Genomic DNA, 23,767 nt, shown 5'->3' with positions numbered 1-23,767 from the left:
GGCCTTGCCTTTACGGATTTTTTTTGTGTATTTTATGGATAATTTTACAAAACTGGTATAATTATATTGATGCTTGTATAAGTAGAAGTGTACAACAATTTATATTTTATGAAGGGGATGAATCAATGATCGGTGAAATGAAACGAGAAGCATTGTACTCTTTAAAGGGAAAATGGGGACTAGGTGTTGGATCAACGATTTTATATTTTATTTTAAGCTATGTCGTTTCGATGGCTGCAATGCTTATACTTTTAATTCCAGGAATTATTATATTTTTCTTAGTTGTTAGCTTAGCTGGGTCAGTTGAGGCGGAAACGATGTCAATTGGAGCAGCTATTACATTTGGGATTTTCTATTGCATAATGATTATTTTGAGTAATGCATCTTATGGTATTACCTCATACGGTTACACGAATGTGTTTCTACAAATTAGTAAACGAGAAGATGCTAAAGTAGATTACTTGTTTGAAGGATTCCGTGGTTTTAAAAGAATGATGAAAACAATGTGGGCAATGCTTGCGATTTTATTATATACAGGTACATGGATTCCGATGTTGTTAACAGGTTTATTCATATTCTTAGGTGAAGAAGGAAATTTGTCGTTTACAATTGCTTTCTTCGTACTATTAGCAATTTCAATTGTTGGTATGATTGTGATGTATTTTTCTTATGCACTGACGTACTATGTGATGATTGAAAATCCAGAATATAGTGTTTCGCAGGCGATGAAGGAAAGTAAGAATCTTATGAAGGGTCATAAGTTAGATTTGTTTCTTTTATGGCTGAGCTTCATAGGATGGGCTGTTTTAGCGCTTCTTACTTTTGGAATAGGATTTCTTTGGCTTAGTCCGTATATGAGTACAACGACCGCACACTTTTATCGCTACATTTCAAAAGGTGAATTTCAATAGGAACATGCTATACTAATAGAATTATTGTGTATAGGAGGCGAGGCTACGCATGATTAGTGATTTAAAAGGAGAAGCACTAGATTCATTAGAAGGGAAATGGGGATTAGCTGTTGGAGCTACACTGCTCATTTCAATTCTTATCACAGCTTTTGATTTTAGTGTTGATTGGGGATTTTCTTTAATTTTTGGTTGGCAAAAAACAAATGGTTCAATTTCAATGAATATTCTTACATTTTTTGTTACTGGACCGTTAACTTTAGGTGGATATTACCTTGGTTTAAATATCCTTCGTGAAAATCAAGCTAGTATCGGTAATGTATTCATTTGGTTTTCAGAGGGAAAGAGATTTCTAAAATCATTTTTATTATATTTATTAGTAAATCTTTATCTTTTCTTATGGACGTTATTGTTCATTATTCCAGGTATTATTAAATCATTTTCTTATGCGATGACATACTTTATTATAAACGATCATCCTGAGTATTCACTGAACCAAGCTATTACAGAAAGTCGTCGTATGATGGATGGACATAAGATGGAGTATTTCATTTTATGTTTAAGTTTTATCGGTTGGTTTATATTAAGTTGTATTACGTTAGGGATTGGATTCTTATGGTTAATTCCATATTTCTATACGACATCTGCAGCTTTTTACGAAGAGATCGCAGAAGAATATTATGAGAAAAATATTTAGCGCTATAAAACCCCCAGTATGAATTATTTGTTCATACTGGGGTTTTTTTGTAGAAACTTTATAAATTGATTGCTAGTAAGTGGTTTACTGAAATAGTAACCTTGCATATATTTACAGTTATGTTTTTGCAGAAACTTAAGTTGTTTTTCGGTTTCAATCCCTTCGGCAACGACTGAAAGATTTAAAGTATTTGCGAGGGAAAGGATTGTAGAAACGATGGCTCGTTCTTCAGGACGATGATCGGCTAATTGTGTGAATTCTCTCGGTACTTTTAATGTGTCGATTGGAAAAATTGATAAATAAGCAAGAGAAGAATACCCAGTACCGAAGTCGTCAATGGAAGTTTGGATACCGTATTCTTTTAATTGCTTCAGTCTTAATAACGTTTCTTTCTCGTCAATCATTGCAATTCTTTCTGTTAATTCAAGGGTTACATATTTTGGATCGACTTGCATGTCGTTTAATATTTGTGAAATGTTTTCGATTAATTGATCTTGCCGGAACTCTTTTGCGGATAAATTAACACTTATTTTTAAATTTTGGTATCCAAAAGTATGCCATATTTTTAATTGGAGACAAGCTTCTTGTAATACCCAATGTCCAAGTGGGACTACTTGTGGCGTCTCTTCTACAATTGGAATAAACTCACATGGTGAAATGTCACCTAATAGCGGGTGTTTCCAACGTATTAAAGCTTCAGCACCGATAATTTTATTTGTTGTCGTATCAATTTGTGGTTGATAGACGAGATAAAATTCTTTGTTTACTAAAGCGATTGGTAAATCTTTTTCAATTCGAGCTTTTCGTTCTATTTTTTTATATAGTTCTTTCGTGTAAAGAGAGCTACCGTTTTTCCCTTTATTCTTTGCTTCGTACATGGCCATATCAGCATGCTGCAAAATGGATAGTGGATCTTCACCTGCTTCAGGATATATTGCAATTCCGATACTCGGTGAGATTTGTAAATGTTGATTTTCGATTTCAAATGGCTCATTCATGGCCGCTACAATCATATCAGCTATTTTTTGGACATCTGGCTTTTTTTTGTAATTCTCGATAAGGATTGTGAACTCATCTCCAGCTAGCCGCGCGAGTTTCATATTTGATGTTGATATTCTTTCGAGCCTTTTTGCTACTGCGATAAGCAATAGGTCTCCTACTCGATGACCGAGGGTATCATTAATAACTTTAAAACGGTCTAGGTCGAGAAACATAACAGCGAAAGGCTTTTTCGATATTTTTGCTCGTGCAATTGCCTGTTCTAAATGTTGATGAAATGCACGACGATTTGCAAGCTCTGTTAAAGTATCATGGTATGCTAGGAAATTAATTTGTTCTTGTTGTTGTTTGCTTTCCGTAATATCTTTAATCATTAAATAAACCCCAGAAATTTTCTCCTTTAAAAAGATCGGTACGGCGGTAACGTGCAAGTAGTAAATATCTCTGTTTTTATGGTACGCCCTTATTTCTAAAGAGATAGAATATCCCTTTTTTACACGATGAAAGGCGTTAATCATTTCTTCTAAATCTTCTTCGTATATGAGTGAATAGTAAGGCTGGTTTAATAATTCATTCGTTTGATAACCAAGTAAAGTAGTACCAGCGTTATTTACTTTGAGAAAATTACCGTACAAATCTAATGTGAAGATTGGATCTGGATGATGCTCGTATAAAGATTTAAACATTTGTTGATTATGATAGAGTTCATTTTTCTGTTCTACTAAATCTTCTGTACGTAGTTTAATTTGTTTCTCGAGTTCTGAGTTGAATTGCATTTGAGCTAGCAATAATATTTTATTTTGTTTTCGAACTAAACTATGACGTATGAGAACGAAAGAGAAAGTTATTATAAGTCCGATTACTATAATAGGTGCAAAAACGTATTCAACTAATATAAAAACAATAAGCATTACTACCGAAATATACGGTAATGATAATCGGATTGATTCACCAATTTTAGGCGTTAGTAGTACTTGTTCTTGTTTTTCAGGCTCTTTTGTATGGAGAATACAGGCGATTGCTACTAGCACTAAGGTTACTTGATAGAAAGGGGTAACTGTAAACATAGAATACTCTGGTGTGAAGTATTTTATATAAGCATAAATTGCATCTGTAGTAGCATATAAAATTAAAGCACTGCCAAGAAGTGCACCGACCTTTTTAGGTAATAAGGATAGTGGTTTGAATAAAAGATTGATTCCTATTAAGAGAAAGAGTAAATCAGCCATTGGATAGGTAAGTTGAACAAATATGTCGATATAGGATGTTGTAAAGATGTGAATGGTTCGTTCAATAAGTAAGTAGTAACTTAAAGTAAATTGGGCTGTAACGATAATACAAATATCACATAGCATAAAAAGTTTTTCTAATAAATCTCGGTTATAAATGATTTCGTATAGAAAGGCAAATGCAAAACTAACTAAAAAAAGTAAGTAAAAAAAATCAGACGGATCAACGAACGTATAGAAGTCCTTTACAATTAAACGCTGATAGGCAACGACTATATCACCGATAAAATAAGAGAGAGCTCCAACAGATAATATGATCCAAAATAAACGAGGTAGCCCTTCTTTCATGTTTGAAAAGTAAAGTATATAACTACAAGCGATAATATCAATTAATAAGGTACTCATTCCGATTAATAGCTGAAAAGGAAATGAGTATTCATATAGAAAAGGCATCGCTACGTAGTGAATCGTTATAGACAGCAATACAATGCTTATAAGAATACTTACATGTGTTTGTTTTTTCATTTATATCACCTACGGTTTCTTGAAAAGCATATATAAGTTTTATATTTATTTTGCACAGTTATAGCGAGTTGTAAAAATAGATTTTAATAATTCTTGTTTCTGTCTCCCAACATATCGACATAGGAATTTGAAGTTTGCTATAATGATTAGAATAGTTGTATTATTTAGAAAAATTTAAAAATAATAATTACTGCAACTAGGACATATTGTTTACTATGTGAACTTGTTCTTAATTTAGGGGGGAGGGTTTCACAATGGCAAGTGTATATGAAAATAGTTATATGATCGTTTTGATTTTCTTGCTATTAGGTATATTGCTGCCGGTAGTGGCTCTTACATTAGGAAGGATGCTGCGCCCAAATAAACCAAGTGCAGCAAAGGCGACGACGTATGAGAGTGGAATTGAGCCTTTTCACGATGCAAATATTAGGTTTCATGCTCGTTATTATATTTTCGCTTTATTGTTTGTGATCTTTGATGTAGAAACTTTATTTTTATATCCTTGGGCTGTTGCGTATGACAAGCTAGGTTTATTTGCATTAATCGAAATGCTCATCTTTGTTGTAATGTTGCTAGTTGGATTAGCGTATGCTTGGAAAAAGAAGGTGTTACAATGGTTATAAATTTTGAGGAATTACATCCAAATGAGCGAGCAGAATTAGAACGAAATATCTTTTTTTCTACATTGGAACAGTTGAAAGGATGGGCGAGGAGCAATTCTTTATGGCCGATGACATTCGGACTGGCGTGCTGTGCAATTGAAATGATGGGAGTAGGCTCATCACATTATGATTTAGATCGATTTGGGTCATTTTTTCGAACTTCACCAAGGCAATCGGACGTCATGATTGTATCGGGAACAGTAACGAAGAAGATGGCTCCTATTGTTCGGCGTTTATATGATCAAATGCCCGAACCGAAATGGGTTATTGCGATGGGATCTTGTGCGACAGCAGGTGGTCCGTATGTAAATTCATACGCTGTTGTGAAAGGTGTAGACCAAATCGTACCAGTTGATGTGTATATTCCTGGTTGTCCCCCAAATCCGGCTGCTTTAATTTATGGAATTAATAAATTAAAAGAAAAAATTCGTTACGAAGCAAAGACCGGGAAGCAGGTGACGAATAAATGAGTAATCCAAACAAAGATTTAGAGGATCTGAAAAAAGAAGCAGCTAGGCGTGCAAAAGAAGAAGCGAGAAAACGCCTTTTAGCGAAACATGAGGCGGAAATAAGTGAGCTTGAGGCAGAAGATCAAGAAAAAGAGAAAGCGCTACCAAAAAATAATGATACTACTATAGAAGAAGCAAAACGACGTGCAGCAGCGTTAGCGAAGCAGAAAAGAGAAGGAACAGAAGAAGTAACGGAAGAAGAAAAAGCGAAAGCCAAGGCGAAGGCGGCAGCAGCTGCAAAAGCAAAAGCGGCAGCGTTAGCAAAGCAGAAAAGAGAAGGAACAGAAGAAGTAACGGAAGAAGAAAAAGCGAAAGCGAAGGCGAAGGCAGCAGCAGCTGCAAAAGCAAAAGCGGCGGCGTTAGCGAAGCAGAAAAGAGAAGGAACAGAAGAAGTAACGGAAGAAGAAAAAGCGAAAGCGAAGGCGAAGGCAGCAGCGGCAGCAAAAGCAAAAGCGGCGGCGTTAGCAAAGCAAAAAAGAGAAGGAACAGAAGAAGTAACGGAAGAAGAAAAAGCGAAGGCGAAGGCGGTGGCAGCAGCAAAGGCAAAAGCGGCAGCATTAGCGAAGCAGAAAGCCTCGCAAGGTGATGGGGATTCGGGAGATGAAAAGGCAAAGGCAATTGCAGCGGCAAAAGCGAAAGCAGCAGCTGCTGCAAGAGCGAAGACAAAGGGAGCTGAAGGTAAGGAAGAGGATGAGCCGAAGCAGGAAGAACCGTCAGTAAATCAGCCGTATTTAAATCAGTATGTTGAGGCTATTAGGGAGAAGGTAGGAGAAGGGGCATTAGTAGATTCCTACATTAATAAACTGTCAAAGGATGTGCCAACTCTTGTGGTGGATCCTGCAAAATATTATGAAGTGATGGAGTCACTGCGATTCCATGAGGGACTTGCTTTTGATTATATGTCAGAGCTACATGCGACGGATTTTGTGACACATATGGAAGTGTATGTTCATTTGTTTTCATATGGTAAGAAACAATCGGTAGCGGTGAAGGTAAAGCTAGACCGGGAAGCGCCGCAAGTCGAATCTGTGACAGCGCTTTGGAAAGGGGCTGACTGGCCGGAGCGAGAAGCGTACGATTTGCTCGGTATTGTATTTAAAGGGCATCCGAATTTAACGCGTATTTTAATGCCAGATGATTGGGTAGGATATCCACTTAGAAAAGACTATGAACCGTATGATGTGGAGGTGTAGCTATGATCCGCACGGAAGAGATGCTTTTGAATGTAGGACCTCAGCATCCGAGTACACATGGTGTGTTCAGGCTCGTAATTAAGATTGACGGGGAAATTATTAAAGAAGCTACACCGGTTATTGGGTATTTGCATCGCGGGACGGAAAAGATCGCTGAGAGCTTACAGTATACGCAAATTATCCCTTATACAGATCGAATGGACTATTTATCAGCCATGACGAATAATTACGTCATTTGCCATGCTGTAGAGACGATGATGGGGCTTGAAATTCCGGAGCGTGCCGAATACTTGCGAGTACTTGCGATGGAGCTAGGAAGAATTGCGAGCCATCTCGTTTGGTGGGGGACGAATCTTCTTGATATAGGAGCGGTAAGCCCGTTTTTGTACGCGTTTCGTGAACGAGAGATGATTATAAATTTATTAAATGAATTATGCGGGGCACGGCTTACTTTTAACTATATGAGAGTTGGCGGTGTGAAGTGGGATGCACCAGATGGTTGGATTGAAAAGGTGGAAGAGTTTGTTCCGTATATGAGAGAGCAATTGGCAGGTTATCATGATCTTGTTAGCGGTAATGAGATTTTCTTAAATCGTGTGAAAGGCGTTGGTATATATAGCCCGGAAGAAGCGATTTCGTATTCTTTAAGCGGAGCAAATTTGCGGTGCACCGGGGTAAACTGGGATCTTCGCAAAGATGAGCCGTATTCGATTTATGATCGTTTTGATTTTGATATTCCTGTTGGAAACGTGGGAGATGCTTGGGATCGCTACGTTTGCCGAATGCAAGAAATCGAGGAGTCTTTAAAGATTGTTGAGCAAGCGGTTCAGCAGTTCCCGAAAGAGGGAGCTGTGCTGGCAAAAGTACCGAAAATTATTAAGGCACCTAAGGGAGAAGCGTTCGTACGTATCGAATCGCCGCGCGGAGAGATTGGTTGTTATATCGCTAGTGACGGAAAGAAAGAGCCGTACCGTTTGAAGTTTCGTAGGCCATCTTTTTATAACTTGCAAATTTTACCGAAGTTATTAAAAGGTGAAAATATCGCTAATTTAATTACGATTTTAGGTGGAGTTGATATTGTACTTGGGGAGGTTGATGGCTAATGATTGAGACGCTCTTACAATCACCTTCAGGCTGGACGAATTTCTTCATTTTTTTCGGATTAGCGGTACTTCTACTATTTGCAGTCCTTGGCTTCGTTACATATGGAATTTTGGCAGAACGGAAAGTGATGGGGTTTATGCAAGGGCGGATTGGACCAAATCAGGTTGGAGGCCGATTCGGTTTACTGCAAACGGTAGCTGATGTTTTAAAACTATTATTGAAAGAAGATAGTATTCCGAAAGCAGCAGATAAACCGCTGTTTATATTAGCGCCTGTCATTGCATTTGCACCAGCATTTATGGTGCTTGCAGTTATCCCGTTCACTGATAAATTTCAATTTGCAGATATTGGAGTCGGGCTACTTTATTATATTGCTGTTTCCGGTATTACGACGATAGGTGTCGTAACTGGGGGATGGGCATCGAATAATAAGTACTCCCTTTTAGGAGGGATGCGTGCGGCGGCGCAAATGATTTCTTATGAAATTCCGCTCGTAATGAGCGTAATTGGTATCGTTTTGCTAGCTGGTAGCCTGAATTTAAATGAGATTGTAGCGGCGCAGGAGAAGGTTTGGTACATTTTCGTACAGCCAATTGGCTTCGTCGTTTTCTTAATCGCAGCAGTTGCAGAGTTAAATAGGACGCCATTTGATTTGCCGGAAGCGGAGTCAGAACTTGTTTCTGGATATCATACGGAATACTCAGGTTTTCGCTGGGCGTTTTTCATGCTTTCAGAGTACGTATATTTCTTCGGGATGGCATCGTTAATTACAGTGCTCTTTTTAGGCGGATGGAATCCAGTCATGTTTCTTGGATTTATCCCAGGTGCCGTATGGTTTGCTTTGAAATTTAGTAGTGTAGTCTTTCTATTAATTTGGTTCCGCGTTACGTTCCCGCGTATAAGAGGTGACCAGTTAATGGAGTTTGGATGGAAAGTATTATTGCCGATTGCACTTGCAAATATTTTCTTAACGGCATTGATTAAGGAGTTATTCTTCTAATCTATGAGGGGGGTGCCAGTAAGAGATGAAAGGACTATTTAAAGGATTAAAATATACATTAAGTAATTTGAGCAAGAAGAAGGTAACGTATGATTATCCAAATCAACCGTTGCCGTTGCCAGACCGTTTTCGGGGGATTCAAAAATTTTATCCGGAGAAATGTATTGTTTGTAATCAATGCTCTAACATTTGTCCGACAGACTGTATTCAGTTAACAGGAAAGAAACATCCGGATCCTACGAAAAAAGGGAAAATTATCGACACGTATGATATTAATTTTGAAATTTGTATTCTTTGTGATTTATGTACAGAAGTTTGCCCGACAGAGGCAATTGTCATGACAAATAACTTTGAACTCGCGGAATATTCACGTGATGACTTATTTAAAAATTTGCAGTGGCTTGACGAAAACGACGAAAACGTCAGGAAGGAGAATAAGGCATGAATGGCGAGTTTGTAGCATTCTTTATACTATCCTTGTCTGCAATTATCGGCGGTGTTCTTATGTTGAACTTAACGAAAGTTATGCACATGATGCTAGCTCTCGTTCTGACATTTCTCAGCATTTCAGGTTTGTATTTTCTTTTATCAGCCGAATTTATAGGCGTTGCACAAATTTTACTTTACTCTGGTGCAATCACAATTATTATGATTTTCGGCATTATGTTAACGAAACATAACGCGGAAAGTGAATCGCGTCTTACTCTTCGAAAATGGATTATCTTCTTTGCGGTTGTAGCATTTGGAGCGGTTATGTATTTCGCTGTTAATAATGTTGATTTTGCAAATGAAAGCACACAAGGAAGTTTACCTCTCCATGAAAACAACACACTTCAAATCGGTACGCTTCTCTATTCAAAATATATTATTCCATTTGAACTAACGTCAGTTATTTTACTTGTAGCACTCGTTGGCGCGATTATACTTGCGAAAAAGGACGAGAAAGAGGAGGATTCCAATGAGTAGCGTTCCGGCTTCTGCATATTTAACACTTGCGATTATTTTGTTTTGCATCGGTCTATTTGGAGCTTTAACAAAGCGGAATACAGTAATCGTATTAGTTTGTATCGAATTAATGCTGAATGCTGCCAATTTAAACTTAGTGGCGTTTAGTAAATTAGGCCTATTTCCGAATTTAACAGGTCAAATTTTCTCACTGTTTACGATGGCTGTAGCGGCAGCGGAAGCGGCGGTAGGACTCGCTATTTTAATTGCTTTATATCGCAATCGTACGACAGTTCAGGTGGATGAAATGGATACGCTCAAAGGATAGCATTGTGACCGAAAAAGGGGGAAGGAAACAATGATCGATTATGCATGGCTCATACCGCTTTTCCCACTCGTTTCGTTTTTGTTACTTATTATATTCGGGAAGAAAATTAGAGAAGGAAGCAGCGTACTTAGTATTTTTTTCGTCTTTCTCTCCTTTATACTTGCGGTACTTGTGTTAATAGAAAGGTTTTCAGAAGCAAGCGTGAAGCATAAGTGGGTGTGGCTTAGAGCTGGAGATGTGGATATATCATTCGGCTTTGAAGTGACTGCATTAGGAGCTTTAATGTTATTTATCGTTACGCTTGTGAGTCTACTTGTACATGTGTATTCGAAAGGTTATATGAAAGGTGATGAACGATTACCAACCTTTTACGCATATTTAGGACTCTTTACATTTGCGATGTTAGGGCTTGTTATATCAACGAATTTATTACAGCTTTATATATTTTGGGAATTAGTTGGCCTTGGCTCATTTTTACTTATCGGTTTTTATTTCTTTAAAGAAGAAGCGAAGGCTGCTGCAAAAAAGGCTTTTATTATGACCCGTATTGGGGATGTTGGTTTATTTATCGGGATGATTTTAATTTTTTGGTACGCAGGTAGTTTTGAATATGACGCAATATTTAGGGCGATTTATACAGGGGATTTACCTCCTTACATGATTACGATAACGGCGATATTAATTTTTATCGGGGCGATGGGGAAATCAGGTCAGTTCCCGCTTCATACGTGGTTGCCAGATGCAATGGAGGGGCCAACGCCCGTTTCGGCACTTATTCACGCGGCGACGATGGTCGCAGCTGGCGTATATTTAGTAGCGACGATGTTCCCTCTATTTTCAGCAAGTACAGTGGCGATGCAGACCGTGGCAATCGTTGGAGCTTTCACTGCAATCTTTGCGGCCTCTATCGGTCTCGTGCAAACAGATATAAAGAGAGTACTTGCTTATTCTACAGTTAGCCAGCTCGGGTATATGATGCTCGCGTTAGGTTCTGCCGGTTATGTAGCTGGTGTCTTTCATTTAACGACACACGCCTTTTTTAAAGCACTACTATTCTTGGCAGCAGGAAGTGTAATTCATGCAGTGCATACGCAAAACATTAATAAAATGGGCGGTTTACAGAAGAAGATGAAAGTAACAGGTACGCTATTTTTGATAGGTACACTTGCAATTAGTGGGGTTCCACTCCTTTCTGGGTTCTTTAGTAAAGATGAAATTTTGGCTGCGACTTGGATGAATGGTAATTATTTTTTATTCGTATTAGCAGTAATTGCGGCATTCTTAACGGCATTTTACATGTTTCGTCTATACTTCCTTGTCTTTACTGGGGAAGCGAAGACGAAGGAAGATGTGCATGAGTCGCCCCGCGTTATGACGTATCCAATGATTGTTCTCGGTGTTCTTGCGGTAGTGGCAGGATATATAAATACACCATGGTTTGGTACGTTTCTCGGAGATTGGTTGACGAAAGATGTAGGGTTTAAGGTTGAAGAAGCGCATGGGCCAGTTTGGATTATGATTGTTGCGACGCTCGTTTCATTTGCGGGAATCGCTCTTGCATATTTCATATATGGCAAGAAATCAATTTCTAGAGATTGGGCTGGGGGTACGGGAACCTCGCTTTATAATCTTTTGAAAGAAAAATATTATGTGGATGAACTATACAATATGACGGTGATCCCTATTACGAAAGGAATCGCTCATGTGCTTCGCTTATTTGAAGTGTATGTAGTCGAGGGAATTGCAGTTTTAATTGGAAACGTAGTTAAAGGCACAAGTAATCTTGGATCGAAACTTCAAAACGGGAATGTACAAGTGTACGGTACCGTAACGGCGGTTTCGCTCGCTGTACTCGTTATTATTTTGCTCTATACAGGAGGGGATTTACGATGAATGATTTGTTGTTAACGTTCTTCATTTTTTCCCCGCTTTTAGGAATTTTATTGCTTGTATTAACACCTAAAAAGGAATTGCGTACAGTGCGGGCGCTTGGCTTATTTGGGACGGCACTTCCATTTGGAATCGCTATCGTCCTCGCTTGTACATATGCTTCTGGAAAGAGTTTGTCACTATTTGATGAAAAGGTGAAATGGATTAAGTTCGGAGATTTTACAGCGGTGGATAAAAGGTGGTTTTCTATTTATTACGAGCTCGGTATTGATGGTTTGTCGCTTGTTATGATGGTGCTGACGGCTCTTCTAGCGATGCTCGCAGCAATTGCAGCCTTTTCTATTAAAAGAAATTTAAAAGCATTTTATATGCTGTTACTCATGCTAGAAATAGGGATGCTCGGCGTCTTTGCTGCTCAAAATCTAATGTTGTTTTTTATCTTCTTTGAAATTACGTTGCCACCAATGTTCTTATTGATTGGGAAGTGGGGAAAATTGTCGAGCGAAAAGGCTGCGTATAGTTATTTAATATATAACGGTATTGGCTCAGCTATTTTGCTCATTGTTTTCTCAATTTTGTTCGCGAAAACAGGTACAACAAATATTGTGGAGCTGAAAGAGATATTAAGAAGCGTAAGTGCAGGGGGAGAACTCGTCATCCCAAGTAGCTTGCAACTTGGTGTATTTATTTCCATAATGATTGCCTTTGCAATTAAACTACCTGTTTTTCCGTTGCACCGCTGGATGGTCAATGTACACATAGAAGCGCATCCAGCTGTAGTTATGCTTCATGCGGGTGTTTTGCTAAAGGTTGGAGCGTACGGTATTATTCGCTTCGGAAAAGGGCTATTCCCGGAATATTTTCACGATGTTGCAACGTTAATTGCGATATTAGGTGTAATTAATTTATTATATGGTGCCTTTTTAGCACTCATCCAAACGGACTTTAGGAAAGTACTGGCTTACTCTAGTATTTCGCATATGGGAATTGTGTTAATGGGACTTGCGTCACTTAATGCACCGGGTACACAAGGGGCGTTATTCCAGGTTGTATCGCACGGTTTAATTGCAGCCTTGCTGTTTTTCTTACTCGGTGTTATAGAACAACGTTTCGGAACATCAGACATTACAGCGCTTGGTGGACTCGCAAAAAGTGTCCCAGTACTTAGCGGCTTCTTCTTAGCAGGAGGAATGGCATCGCTTGGATTACCAGGGATGTCCGGGTTTGTTAGCGAATTTCTTGCCTTTCTCGGTTTATTTCAAGGGGAGCCCGTCATTGCTGCCATCGGTGTGATTGGCATCATTTTAACCGCTGTATACGTATTAAGAGCGACACTTCAAGTGACATTTGGAAAGAAAGAGTGGGAAGCAAAATCTGATATACATGGATGGGAGTATGTCCCTGTCTTACTACTTATCTTTTGTATTATTGCAATTGGAGTTATGCCAGAGATACTAGGGGATCCGCTTCAAAATACATTGAAAACATTGGGGGTGAAGTAGGATGGATATGAATACGTTACTTAGCTTATCGTGGCATCTAATGGTGCCAGAATTTATTATTCTCGGCGCCGCCATCCTTCTTTCCATATGTGATTTGTTTTTTAAGCTGAATCATAGATATGTAGCTCTTGGTGCGATCGCTGCCATCGTATTAGCACTTGTGTCATTAATTACGCTATATAGCGAACCAGCTGGAGATATTTTAAACGGATCGTTTGTGTTAGATGGATTTTCAAAAGGGTTTAAAACGTTGTTATTAGGCGCCTCAGCTCTCATTTTATGCATCGCAATGAGCGATGATAAGAAGAATCCGATTGAAGATAAGGGCGAATATTATTACTTATTTTTAATGGCACTTCTTGGTGCGATGTTCATGGCTTCTAGTGTTGACTTTATCACCCTTTTCGTTGGTTTAGAGTTACTTTCACTTTCTTCTTATATTTTAGTAGGAATACGAAAAAAGAGCCGTGCATCAAATGAAGCGGCAATGAAATATGTCATTAGCGGAGGAATTGGAACGGCGATCACGCTCTTCGGAATGAGTTATTTATACGGTATTACAGGTTCAACTAACATTGTAGATATGCAAAAGGTACTCACCGGGGAGCTCGCTAGTGGTATTCAGTTATTGCTAGCTCTCGCATTTCTTTTATTGCTAGTCGGTCTCTCATTTAAAATTGCCACAGTGCCGTTTCATATGTGGGCACCTGATGTGTATGAAGGAGCGACTACACCTGTTACTGCCTTTCTTGGAACGATTTCTAAAATTGCGGGGTTCCTACTCATTATTCGTTTGTTCCTTATGGTTTTTGCAAGTGTATTAATACAAGGAGATATGCAATCTTTATATGGGCATATGAGTATATATATTGCGGTGCTAGCAAGTATTACGATGATTGTTGGGAATGTAGTCGCGTTAAAACAATACAACATAAAACGTTTATTTGCTTATTCAGGTATTGCGCATGCTGGGTATTTGCTCGTTCCACTTGTGGCATTATCACCATTTACGCTGGATGGCATGTGGTTTTATATGCTGGCATACATGCTTATGAATATAGGCGCGTTTGCCATTATCCACGGCTTAATCTTACAAAACGATAAGGAAAATATAACGATTTTCACCGGATTATATAAGAGATCACCATTTGCAGCGATCATGATGACAATCTTTATTTTATCGCTGGCTGGGATACCAGGGACGGCTGGCTTCATTGGAAAGATTAACATCTTTTTAGGCGCGCTTCATGTAGAGCCAGCACATTACGTACTAGCTTCGATTATGATGGGTACGACAGTTGTTTCATTCGTATATTATTTCCGTATTTTACAACAAATGTTTTTCCGCACCGGAGAGACAGAAGAGAGGATACGGTTACCGTTAAATATAAAGGTTGTTATGAGTCTTTGTGCAATTTCGATTGTAATACTAGGGATTATGCCGATGATTGGGTACAATTTCTTTTATGAATATTTTCCATTAATGAAAGATTTCTTCTTCTTAGGGAACGTGGTACAATAGTGAAAATAAAAGGTGTGGAGTCAGTACTCTGCGCTTTTTATTTTGTGTTAACTTGTAATGTAGATATACGTTTTTTGAAAGAAAATCACGATGTAAAATGTAAGATGTCTATGTGCATTTGAAAAAGTGTGGCTCCTACTTATTATGGTATCGTTTTTATATTCTTTCATAAGTAGTAGCTGAGTAAAAAGGGGTCGATTTTTTGGCACAACTTTTAGGGCAACAAGCACTGATTGCCATTGTTTCGCATTTATTGTTTATTACCATTACGTGGTGGGCTTTGCAAGGCATTCACATTGAGCGTTTAATGAAGTCCGGAAAAGTGTTGCAGACGCGAGTATTACTCATCTTAATTACAATTGCAATTGGGACATCTGTAAGTAACTTTTTCCTTGATTATTTAGGCTATTCGAAGAGTTTAACGTATTTAGTAAAGTAAGTGTATAGAACCTCAAATCTCCGTTAACAATGGGGATAGGAGGGGATGAAATTGAAGCTTAAAGCCATTCTTATTGTTGCACTTAGTGTTGTTTTATTTTTGGTTGGATATAGAGAGATGAAACCGATAAGCGATGAACAGAAAATGGAGAGCATGATCAAGGCTTTAGAGAAAAATGATGCTAAAGTAGAAAAATGGTCATGGTTAGCTAGAGAAACAAAAACAATTTCTAATATACATACGTTTCAAAAGTTGTTAAACGATGTGAAGGACAAGGCAAATATTCAAAAGTGGGAAGTAGAGCAATCTCCAGATGGATATAAAGCTACATCCTATAAAAAGTTTGCTTCTCATGAAGAACGAGTAGTAGTAACTTGGAGTAAAGAAAATACTAAAGAAAACACTTTCATTATCTTTGAAGTAAGTGGGGCGAAATGGGACCCGAAGTATGTTCAAAAAGTGAATAAAATTTTTAGTGAAAAACCTATAATTTACACTTGTGTTCAAGGTGTACTGAATGATAAGATTGAAGGTGTTTTGCAAAATAAAACCAATCAGGTTTTGAAAGATCTTTCAGCAAGAGCGATCGAACAAGTAGAAGAAAGAGCATTTGTGTCAGTCTCCGCATACAATAAAAAGTGGGATGACGCTCTTTCAACAAATAGAGAGAAAATAAATGTGCAAATAGCAATACGTTCTACAGACAACAAAGATACAATTGTGGTTGGCACACCGATCATAACTTCTGAGTATTGAGTGAATAGATACTGAAAAAAGGACACGGAGGGGAATAATTTGGAAAAGATCATCGTCCGTGGCGGAAAGCGGTTAAACGGCACAGTGCGTGTTGAGGGCGCAAAAAATGCTGTATTACCTATAATCGCTGCAGCCCTATTAGCGAGTGATGGAAAGAATGTACTATCTGAAGTACCAGTTTTGTCTGATGTATACACAATTAATGAGGTATTACGTCATTTAAATGCTGAAGTCGTATTTGAAAATAATCAAGTAACAATCGATTCTTCTAAAGAACTAAACATTGAAGCACCATTTGAATATGTACGTAAAATGCGTGCATCTGTTCAAGTAATGGGACCATTATTAGCACGTAACGGTCGTGCTCGTATTGCACTTCCTGGTGGATGTGCAATCGGTTCACGTCCAATTGACCAACATTTAAAAGGCTTCGAAGCAATGGGAGCAAAAGTACAGGTTGGTAACGGTTTTGTTGAGGCATATGTTGAGGGAGAACTAAAAGGAGCTAAAATCTACTTAGACTTCCCAAGCGTAGGCGCGACAGAAAACATTATGTCTGCAGCTACATTAGCAAAAGGGACAACAATTCTTGAAAACGCAGCGAAAGAACCAGAAATCGTTGACTTAGCTAACTTCTTAAATGCGATGGGAGCGAAAGTACGCGGAGCTGGAACTGGAACGATTCGTATCGAAGGCGTTGATAAATTATATGGTGCAAACCACTCTATTATTCCTGACCGTATTGAAGCGGGAACATTCATGGTTGCAGCAGCAATTACTGGTGGAGACATCTTAATTGAAAATGCTGTACCTGAACATTTACGCTCAATTACAGCGAAAATGGAAGAAATGGGTGTTAAAATTATTGAGGAAAACGAAGGTGTACGTGTTATCGGCCCAGATAAGTTAAAAGCGGTTGATATTAAAACTATGCCTCACCCAGGTTTCCCAACAGACATGCAATCACAAATGATGGCATTATTACTACAAGCTGATGGAACAAGCATGATTACAGAAACGGTATTCGAAAACCGCTTTATGCACGTTGAAGAATTCCGTCGTATGAATGCTGATATTAAAATTGAAGGTCGTTCTGTTATTATGAACGGTCCAAACAGCTTACAAGGTGCTGAAGTAGGCGCAACTGATTTACGTGCTGCAGCTGCATTAATCTTAGCTGGTTTAGTATCAGAAGGTTATACTCGTGTAACTGAGTTAAAACATCTTGACCGTGGTTATGTAGATTTCCATAAGAAATTAGCTGCATTAGGTGCAACTATTGAACGTGTAAACGAAAAAGTAGAAGAAGTGAAAGAACAAGAAGTTTCTGATCTTCACGCTTAATTGAAATAGTCTCTATGTCTTTTGACATAGGGGCTCTTTTTTTGGGTTATTACTGTTATAGTCAATAAATTCTATACTTATGCACGTACCAGTAAAAATATTTAGAAAATTTCCGTTTTATGCTCTTCCCTTTAAGTATGTTCTAAAAGAAAGAGTTGTTCCATAAGAATGAATGGAGTAAAGCTTTTATATTGGGGGAAAATAGGATGAAATTTTCAAAGCCACTTTTTATTACAGTAGCGCTCTTAATAGCGCTCGTTATCATTGTACCTGCAGCCCTTGTTATCCCATTTGAGAAAGCAAAAGTAGGGGAAGAAACGGCCTCTAAAACTCCTCCAGCGATAGAAAGTATACCAGCTCCAGGAAAAGTAGATACAGCTGTTCAAGTTGCTGTATATCGTGAGAAACAAAAGAAGGTAGAATCATTACCTATGGAGGAGTATGTGACCGGTGTAGTAGCTTCTGAGATGAATGCCAGTTTTGAAATAGAGGCGCTAAAGGCGCAGGCATTAGCAGCGAGAACATTCGTGGTGCAACGTATGCTGAGCGGAGGAAAGAAAAACAATGCGGACGTGACAGATACGGTGAAAGATCAAGTGTACAAAAGTAAAGAAGAATTGAAGAAACAATGGGGTAATAACTACGAAAATAATTTAAAGAAAATCGAAGAAGCCGTTTCGAAAACCGCAGGACAAGTTTTAACGTATGATGGAAAACCAATCTCAGCATCCTTTTTTTCAACGAGTAATGGCCGAACAGAAAATGCAGCTGACTATTGGGGAAATGATTATCCGTACTTGAAAAGTGTAGATAGTCCGTGGGATCAAGCCTCTCCAAAGTTTACGAGCGAGCAAACATTTACAGTAGCTGATTTTCAAAAACGTCTCGGTGTGAAAGTGCTAGCAGACGGGAAGGTTGGAAACATTAAAGACCTTACGGAAGGAAAGCGCGTAAAGGATGTAGCTTTTCAAGGAAAAACATTAACAGGAAAAGAAGTTCGTGAAAAGTTAGATTTACGTTCTTCTGATTTCACGTGGAAACAACAAGGAGATAAAATCATCATTACAACGAAAGGATTCGGTCACGGCGTTGGTATGAGTCAATACGGGGCGAACGGCATGGCAGCAGAAGGCAAGAAATATACAGATATCGTCGCCCATTACTATAAAGGCGTTGAAATAAAGACGATGAATGATTATGAAGGAAAATTGATGGTGAAGAAATAGATGTCAGGACTCCCTGGCATCTATTTTTTTGCTTGAAATATCATAATTTTCCATTAATTGTTTGGTATAATAGGATAAAAAGTATTTGGGGGAGACGGAATGGCGCTACTGGAGTTGAAACAATTAGGGAAGACGAACCAGTTACCGGCAATTGAGCTAAAGGTTGAAAAAGGACAATGTATTGTTTTGCAATGTAATAACCATACAGCCAAAGTGTTGCACCGTATTATGATTGGTGAGGAAGAAGCTTCAACTGGCAATGTGCTATTTGAAGGTAAAGCGATTGGAAAGAAAAATTATTCTCGCATCGGCTTTTGTTTTTTGAAAGATGAGGCATATGATCGTTTGAAGGTGAAGGAATACTTTAAGTTTTTACTAGGTCTTTATGAATCGAATATGAGTACGGAAGAAATTGTACAATATGTCGGTCTTTTAGATAAGTTAAACGTTAAGATAGAAAAACTATCATTTTCAGAGAAGCGTCGTCTTCATATTGGACGAATTATGATTCATAATCCGGATTTAGTCATTTTGGAAGAGCCAGAGCAAAATGTAGATACAGAGAGTACGGTTATTATTCGAAAAGCAATCATGAAAATGAAAGAACAAGGAAAGGCAATCTTTATTACGTCATCATTTCTATCGGATGCCCTTTCGTTAACAGAGGATGTATACATATTAAACAACGATGGTGTGAAAAAGATAGAAATTGAGCAAGAGGAAGTGGAAGAAGTCGATGAAGAAAAAGTCATTCAAATGATTCCGCAAATGAAGTTAGAAAGAATACCAGCGAAAGTGAACGATAAAATCATTTTACTTGATCCGATGGAAATCCATTTCATTGAAACGCAAAACGGAGTAACACATATTCACGTTCGTGAAGGGGATTTCGTATGCGCCTTAACATTAAGTGAACTAGAAGCAAGATTAACAGGTTTTGGTTTCTTTAGATGTCATCGCTCGTACCTTGTAAATTTACAAAGAGTACGAGAAGTGATTACTTGGACTCGTAACAGTTTTAGTTTAATTTTAGACGACGAAAGAAAAAGTTCAATTCCACTTTCAAAAGGACGAATGGATGAATTAAAAGGCGTGATTGGGCTATAAAAAGTGCTCCAATAAGCTCAACATGCGATTCATTCACCGGTAAAAATACTCCTTTTACCGGTATTTTACTGCGTAATCCCTTTGTTTTTCATATGATTGAGTCAAGAAAAGCGAAACAAACAAACGAAAAGCGCTAAAGCGACTTTCATCTATAAAGAAGAAAAACAAAGGGGATGACGAAATGACATTGGCAATTGAAATGAAAGATGTAATGAAAAGTTTCAACGGAAAAACAGCACTTCGAAATGTAAATATTGAGGTGAAGCAAGGAGAGATTTTCGGATTCCTCGGACCGAGTGGATCTGGTAAGACGACAACGGTAAAAATTTTAACTTCTCAATTGCTTCATAGTGTTGGAACGGTAAGAGTATTAGGGAAAGATATTACAGGACCAAGTAGCATCGATTACAAACGAATTGGTATTTTAACAGATAACAGCGGCTTATATGAAAGGCTTAGCATTTATGATAACTTATTATTATTTTGTGACTTATACGATTGTAAAAAAGAACGAATCAATGAAGTACTAGCACAAGTAAATTTATTAGATGATAAAAAAACACCAGTAAAGAAACTATCAAAGGGAATGAAGCAACGCGTCACACTAGCAAGAGCAATCCTTCATAAACCAGATATCCTCTTCTTAGACGAACCAACATCTGCACTCGATCCAGTAAACGTACAAAACATTCATAAAATCTTAAAAGACTTAAATGAAGAAGGAACGACGATTTTCTTAACGACTCACAACATGGATGAAGCAGAAACGCTTTGTAACCGTATTGCCTTCCTTTGTGGCGGAGAAATTGTAGCACTTGATACGCCAGAGAATCTGCGCTTGCAATACGCTAAGGATCAAATAGAGGTCGTATTAAAAGATAAACAAAAAGAAGTAGTGCAAAAAGATGAATTGGGCGCAAAACGTATTTCAGAATGGATGAAAAAGGGCGAACTGTTATCTATTCATTCACACGAACCAACGCTAGGCGATATCTTTATTGAAGTTACTGGGAGGGGATTATAATGACATTTTCAATGAGAAGATTTTCAGCTATTTTTCGGAAAGAAGTCCAAGATTTTAAGACAAATTCACAAGTATTATTAATGGCATTTTTACCAATTATACTTTCATTTTTGTTTAGCAGATTTGGAGTGGGAAAGGAAATGTTAGGCACTACTACTATAATGGCCTTCCTATTTGTCGCAGGGTTTGTTCAATCTATGGTAATTGCAGAAGAAAAAGAAAAACATACACTGCGTGTGTTAATGTTATCCCCAGCATCTTCTGTTGAAGTTCTTCTTGGAAAGAGTTTATTAACATCGGGTCTGACGATGGTCATTTGTATTGCAAATTTATTCATTTTAGATCAGTTAAATATTAATCTTCCATTGGTAGGATTGATATTCTTATGTGGAACAATTTTGTTTATCGTGCTTGGAACAATGATTGGATTACTTGCATCTTCTGTACCACAAACATCATTAATTGGTATGCCTATTTTAATGACGATGTATTTAGCTGTACAATTTGAGCCGATGGTTGAAAATAAAGTAATTAAGACACTAATTGAGTATCTTCCAACATCTCATATTGTAAAAGCACTTAACAGCTTAGTAGGTGGGGCGGGATTTAGTAGTATCAGTGGGCATGTATTAAATGTTGTAGTTTGGCTTATTATATCGCTCGTTGTATGTTTAATCGTATATAAAAAGAAACAATTAGACTAAAAACTGAGCTGAAACGCTCAGTCTTTTCTTTTTTCTATCATTTCCTCGGAAATTTTACATTTCTTATACATATTTTTACAAAATTTGTCGAAAAGTAATTAGTTATGCGTTGTATAGGATACGTGAATATTGTTCAAAATGATTGCTGAGGTGATGATGGAATGCGAGGAAGAAATAATAAAAAGTCGCAAAAGGTAGTACATTTATTTCAAAAAAGATGGGTGTTTCCGGCACTATACATTGCTTGTGCAGCGGTAATCTTAATGGTTGCGCTATGGTTCCAAGGAGCTAATCCGAAGAAGACTCCAAACCACGATCAAGCAACACCGTATACACAATCGGAAGATCCAGCAGTACCAGTAACGAAATCTTCAGAAGTAGTGAAAATGCCAGCAGCCGCGAGTGTGGAAGTAGTCGTACAGAAGAAATTCTATGAAGATGCAGCAACTGAGGCGGAACAAGAAAAAGCACTTGTCTTTTATAACAACACATATTCCCCGAACAAAGGAATTGACATTGCTGCGAAGAATGGAAAAGAATTTAATGTTGCCGCTGCTTTAAGTGGTACAGTAACGAAAGCTGAAAAAGATTCACTTCTTGGTTATGTTGTAACAGTTGATAGTGGAAATGGTGTAGCGGTATCTTATCAAAGCTTAGGCAGTGTGAAAGTAGAAAAAGGTGCAAGAGTTGCACAAGGTGAAGTATTAGGAACATCCGGTCTAAGTGCAATGAATAAAGAGGCAGGCTCTCACGTTCACTTTGAAGTACGTAAAGACAATGTGGCTGTAAACCCTGAACGTTACTTAAATAAATCAGTAACAGAAATTAAAGCTGATGCAGGTGCTGCAAAGGCTACGAATGCTTCTGGTAAAAAAGCTGATGACAAATCTCAAAAAGAAGAGAAGTCAACGAGCACGAAACCAGAAAATAAAACAGAAGACAAGTCTCAAAAAGAAGAGAAATCAACAAGCGGTTCAACTAGTGACAAAAAAGAAGAACCGAAGAAAGAAGAAAAATCAACAAACGGTTCTACAGAATCATCTAACGATTCTTCTTCACAAGAATAATAAAGTGAAAAAATCAGTTCTCATCAAGAGAATTGATTTTTTTATTTTTATCCCGCATTAACGGGCAGTAAGACCCCTACTTCAAAATTCAGTGAAAGCTAAGAAGTTAGGTCGGGGATCAACTGCCCGTAAAAGCCCGATTGGTGAAAGCTAATAATCAGTGGGAAATGGCACCCACTGATTAAAGTTTCACTTTATATAAAAATACTCAATTTCGAGAAAAAAGTTGCAATAACAAGGAAAAATGACGAGATTCTCGAATATATATTACAAAAGGGAGGGGATACTGTGTCATTTTTGTTTGTTCTGTCGACTGCTATTATTTTATTGTTTGTTTTATTCACTTTATATTATTATATTGCCGGTAAGAAAGAGGTTCCCCACCATCAGTTGTTAGAAGAAGAATTGGAACGAGAAGAATGACGCCTTTTATACAAGGTGTCATTTTTTTTGGCCATAATAGTCAGTTTTAACGTATTTCTCACAAAAAAACGTAATTTTTCTTAACTTAGTCCGCAAAAATAGTGAACATGTAGCATATATCAGTAGTGCGGGCAATACAATGGTATAAACCAAAGCAAAGAGAGTGTTTGAGGTGAGAAATCGTGAATCATTTCATTATAAATCCAAGAATGTTTAACGCTTACAAACAGCACTCACACTTACTTCTTAGTCGTATGCAGCGAGGCTCATTTCACCCTTCTCACATCCAAATTAGGGAGGCGAGTGGTGTGCACGATTACATCAAAGAGAGAACTATCAAGATTGGTAAGTATATCGTGGAGACAAGAAAGACAGTGCGTGTCATTGCAAAGGAATTTGGGGTATCAAAGAGTACAGTCCATAAAGATTTAACAGAACGTCTACCAGAGATTAATCCAGAGCTCGCAAATGAAGTAAAAGAAATTCTTGATTATCATAAGTCTATTCGTCATTTAAGAGGTGGAGAAGCAACAAAACAAAAGTATAGAAAAGAAGATGTAGAGAAGCCTGTACGTCAATAATGTTACAGTAGCAAACATTCCGTTCACATTCGGTAATATTTTTCAGAAGAATTCTTTTTGCGAATATTACGTTTCTGTTAAAT

At 37.9% G+C, this 23,767-nt stretch carries 24 protein-coding genes; 23 read left to right on the top strand and 1 reads right to left on the bottom strand.

Features of this window, described 5'->3' with window-relative positions:
* The first annotated feature begins 23 nt into the window (after positions 1 to 23).
* Positions 24 to 911: a DUF975 family protein gene (locus RT27_RS09050; protein ID WP_105434383.1), complete on the top strand. Its 888-nt coding sequence runs from the start codon at positions 24 to 26 to the stop codon at positions 909 to 911.
* Positions 912 to 960: 49 nt separating this feature from the next.
* Complete coding sequence (locus RT27_RS09045) at positions 961 to 1,605, top strand: DUF975 family protein (protein ID WP_016079654.1); 645 nt, start codon at positions 961 to 963, stop codon at positions 1,603 to 1,605.
* Between the two features lie 23 nt (positions 1,606 to 1,628).
* On the opposite strand, the gene RT27_RS09040 is transcribed toward RT27_RS09045, so the two are convergent.
* A complete protein-coding gene (locus RT27_RS09040; protein ID WP_043935885.1) occupies positions 1,629 to 4,358 on the bottom strand; it encodes an EAL domain-containing protein in 2,730 nt (909 codons plus the stop codon).
* A 254-nt stretch (positions 4,359 to 4,612) separates the two neighbouring features.
* Here RT27_RS09040 and nuoA point away from each other — a divergent pair, with 254 nt between their 5' ends.
* From nuoA to spoIIID, 21 genes are all read left to right on the top strand, one after another.
* Entirely contained in the window at positions 4,613 to 4,981 is a 369-nt protein-coding gene (gene nuoA, locus RT27_RS09035; protein ID WP_000179273.1) for an NADH-quinone oxidoreductase subunit NuoA, read from the top strand.
* Positions 4,972 to 5,490 carry an NADH-quinone oxidoreductase subunit NuoB gene (gene nuoB / locus RT27_RS09030; RefSeq protein ID WP_000236331.1) on the top strand — a complete coding sequence of 173 codons (519 nt, stop codon included), beginning with the start codon at positions 4,972 to 4,974 and terminating at the stop codon, positions 5,488 to 5,490. The genes nuoA and nuoB overlap by 10 nt, the downstream gene beginning before the upstream one ends.
* Positions 5,487 to 6,722, top strand: a complete 1,236-nt coding sequence (locus RT27_RS09025; RefSeq protein ID WP_043935882.1) for an NADH-quinone oxidoreductase subunit C — start codon at positions 5,487 to 5,489, stop codon at positions 6,720 to 6,722. The genes nuoB and RT27_RS09025 overlap by 4 nt, the downstream gene beginning before the upstream one ends.
* A gap of 2 nt (positions 6,723 to 6,724) precedes the next feature.
* The gene (gene nuoD, locus RT27_RS09020) at positions 6,725 to 7,825 is read left to right on the top strand and encodes an NADH-quinone oxidoreductase subunit NuoD (RefSeq protein WP_029443660.1); all 1,101 of its coding nucleotides are present in this window, start codon (positions 6,725 to 6,727) and stop codon (positions 7,823 to 7,825) included.
* Positions 7,825 to 8,826, top strand: a complete 1,002-nt coding sequence (gene nuoH / locus RT27_RS09015) for an NADH-quinone oxidoreductase subunit NuoH (RefSeq protein ID WP_043935881.1) — start codon at positions 7,825 to 7,827, stop codon at positions 8,824 to 8,826. Before nuoD ends, nuoH begins: the two co-directional genes overlap by 1 nt.
* A gap of 25 nt (positions 8,827 to 8,851) precedes the next feature.
* A complete protein-coding gene (gene nuoI / locus RT27_RS09010; RefSeq protein WP_000677191.1) occupies positions 8,852 to 9,271 on the top strand; it encodes an NADH-quinone oxidoreductase subunit NuoI in 420 nt (139 codons plus the stop codon).
* Positions 9,268 to 9,792: an NADH-quinone oxidoreductase subunit J gene (locus tag RT27_RS09005; protein WP_043935879.1), complete on the top strand. Its 525-nt coding sequence runs from the start codon at positions 9,268 to 9,270 to the stop codon at positions 9,790 to 9,792. Before nuoI ends, RT27_RS09005 begins: the two co-directional genes overlap by 4 nt.
* Positions 9,785 to 10,099: an NADH-quinone oxidoreductase subunit NuoK gene (gene nuoK, locus RT27_RS09000; RefSeq protein ID WP_000100079.1), complete on the top strand. Its 315-nt coding sequence runs from the start codon at positions 9,785 to 9,787 to the stop codon at positions 10,097 to 10,099. Before RT27_RS09005 ends, nuoK begins: the two co-directional genes overlap by 8 nt.
* Before the next feature lie 30 nt (positions 10,100 to 10,129).
* The gene (gene nuoL, locus RT27_RS08995; RefSeq protein WP_043935878.1) at positions 10,130 to 11,992 is read left to right on the top strand and encodes an NADH-quinone oxidoreductase subunit L; all 1,863 of its coding nucleotides are present in this window, start codon (positions 10,130 to 10,132) and stop codon (positions 11,990 to 11,992) included.
* Positions 11,989 to 13,491 carry an NADH-quinone oxidoreductase subunit M gene (locus RT27_RS08990; RefSeq protein WP_043935877.1) on the top strand — a complete coding sequence of 501 codons (1,503 nt, stop codon included), beginning with the start codon at positions 11,989 to 11,991 and terminating at the stop codon, positions 13,489 to 13,491. Before nuoL ends, RT27_RS08990 begins: the two co-directional genes overlap by 4 nt.
* 7 nt (positions 13,492 to 13,498) lie before the next feature.
* On the top strand, positions 13,499 to 15,013 hold the full coding sequence (gene nuoN / locus RT27_RS08985; protein ID WP_043935898.1) for an NADH-quinone oxidoreductase subunit NuoN: 1,515 nt from the start codon (positions 13,499 to 13,501) through the stop codon (positions 15,011 to 15,013).
* Between the two features lie 202 nt (positions 15,014 to 15,215).
* A complete protein-coding gene (locus RT27_RS08980) occupies positions 15,216 to 15,452 on the top strand; it encodes a DUF1146 family protein (protein WP_000057889.1) in 237 nt (78 codons plus the stop codon).
* Positions 15,453 to 15,497: 45 nt separating this feature from the next.
* Positions 15,498 to 16,208 carry a YwmB family TATA-box binding protein gene (locus tag RT27_RS08975; protein ID WP_003272396.1) on the top strand — a complete coding sequence of 237 codons (711 nt, stop codon included), beginning with the start codon at positions 15,498 to 15,500 and terminating at the stop codon, positions 16,206 to 16,208.
* A 39-nt stretch (positions 16,209 to 16,247) separates the two neighbouring features.
* On the top strand, positions 16,248 to 17,552 hold the full coding sequence (gene murA / locus RT27_RS08970; RefSeq protein ID WP_000411275.1) for a UDP-N-acetylglucosamine 1-carboxyvinyltransferase: 1,305 nt from the start codon (positions 16,248 to 16,250) through the stop codon (positions 17,550 to 17,552).
* A 206-nt stretch (positions 17,553 to 17,758) separates the two neighbouring features.
* Complete coding sequence (spoIID, locus tag RT27_RS08965) at positions 17,759 to 18,778, top strand: stage II sporulation protein D (protein ID WP_043935876.1); 1,020 nt, start codon at positions 17,759 to 17,761, stop codon at positions 18,776 to 18,778.
* Positions 18,779 to 18,877: 99 nt separating this feature from the next.
* On the top strand, positions 18,878 to 19,885 hold the full coding sequence (locus RT27_RS08960; RefSeq protein ID WP_043935875.1) for a LytTR family transcriptional regulator DNA-binding domain-containing protein: 1,008 nt from the start codon (positions 18,878 to 18,880) through the stop codon (positions 19,883 to 19,885).
* A 181-nt stretch (positions 19,886 to 20,066) separates the two neighbouring features.
* Complete coding sequence (locus tag RT27_RS08955; RefSeq protein WP_043935874.1) at positions 20,067 to 20,909, top strand: ABC transporter ATP-binding protein; 843 nt, start codon at positions 20,067 to 20,069, stop codon at positions 20,907 to 20,909.
* Positions 20,909 to 21,613 carry an ABC transporter permease gene (locus RT27_RS08950; protein ID WP_043935873.1) on the top strand — a complete coding sequence of 235 codons (705 nt, stop codon included), beginning with the start codon at positions 20,909 to 20,911 and terminating at the stop codon, positions 21,611 to 21,613. Before RT27_RS08955 ends, RT27_RS08950 begins: the two co-directional genes overlap by 1 nt.
* A 161-nt stretch (positions 21,614 to 21,774) precedes the next feature.
* Positions 21,775 to 22,680: a M23 family metallopeptidase gene (locus RT27_RS08945; RefSeq protein ID WP_043935872.1), complete on the top strand. Its 906-nt coding sequence runs from the start codon at positions 21,775 to 21,777 to the stop codon at positions 22,678 to 22,680.
* A gap of 288 nt (positions 22,681 to 22,968) precedes the next feature.
* Positions 22,969 to 23,103, top strand: coding sequence for a hypothetical protein (locus tag RT27_RS08940; protein ID WP_000008903.1), 135 nt, complete (start codon positions 22,969 to 22,971; stop codon positions 23,101 to 23,103).
* A 308-nt stretch (positions 23,104 to 23,411) separates the two neighbouring features.
* Positions 23,412 to 23,684 carry a sporulation transcriptional regulator SpoIIID gene (spoIIID, locus tag RT27_RS08935; protein WP_000544012.1) on the top strand — a complete coding sequence of 91 codons (273 nt, stop codon included), beginning with the start codon at positions 23,412 to 23,414 and terminating at the stop codon, positions 23,682 to 23,684.
* Positions 23,685 to 23,767 lie beyond the last annotated feature (83 nt).

The organism is Bacillus sp. L_1B0_5 (assembly GCF_000836715.1).
GTDB classification, from domain to species: domain Bacteria; phylum Bacillota; class Bacilli; order Bacillales; family Bacillaceae_G; genus Bacillus_A; species Bacillus_A thuringiensis_S.
This window is presented reverse-complemented; position numbering and strand designations above follow the sequence as displayed.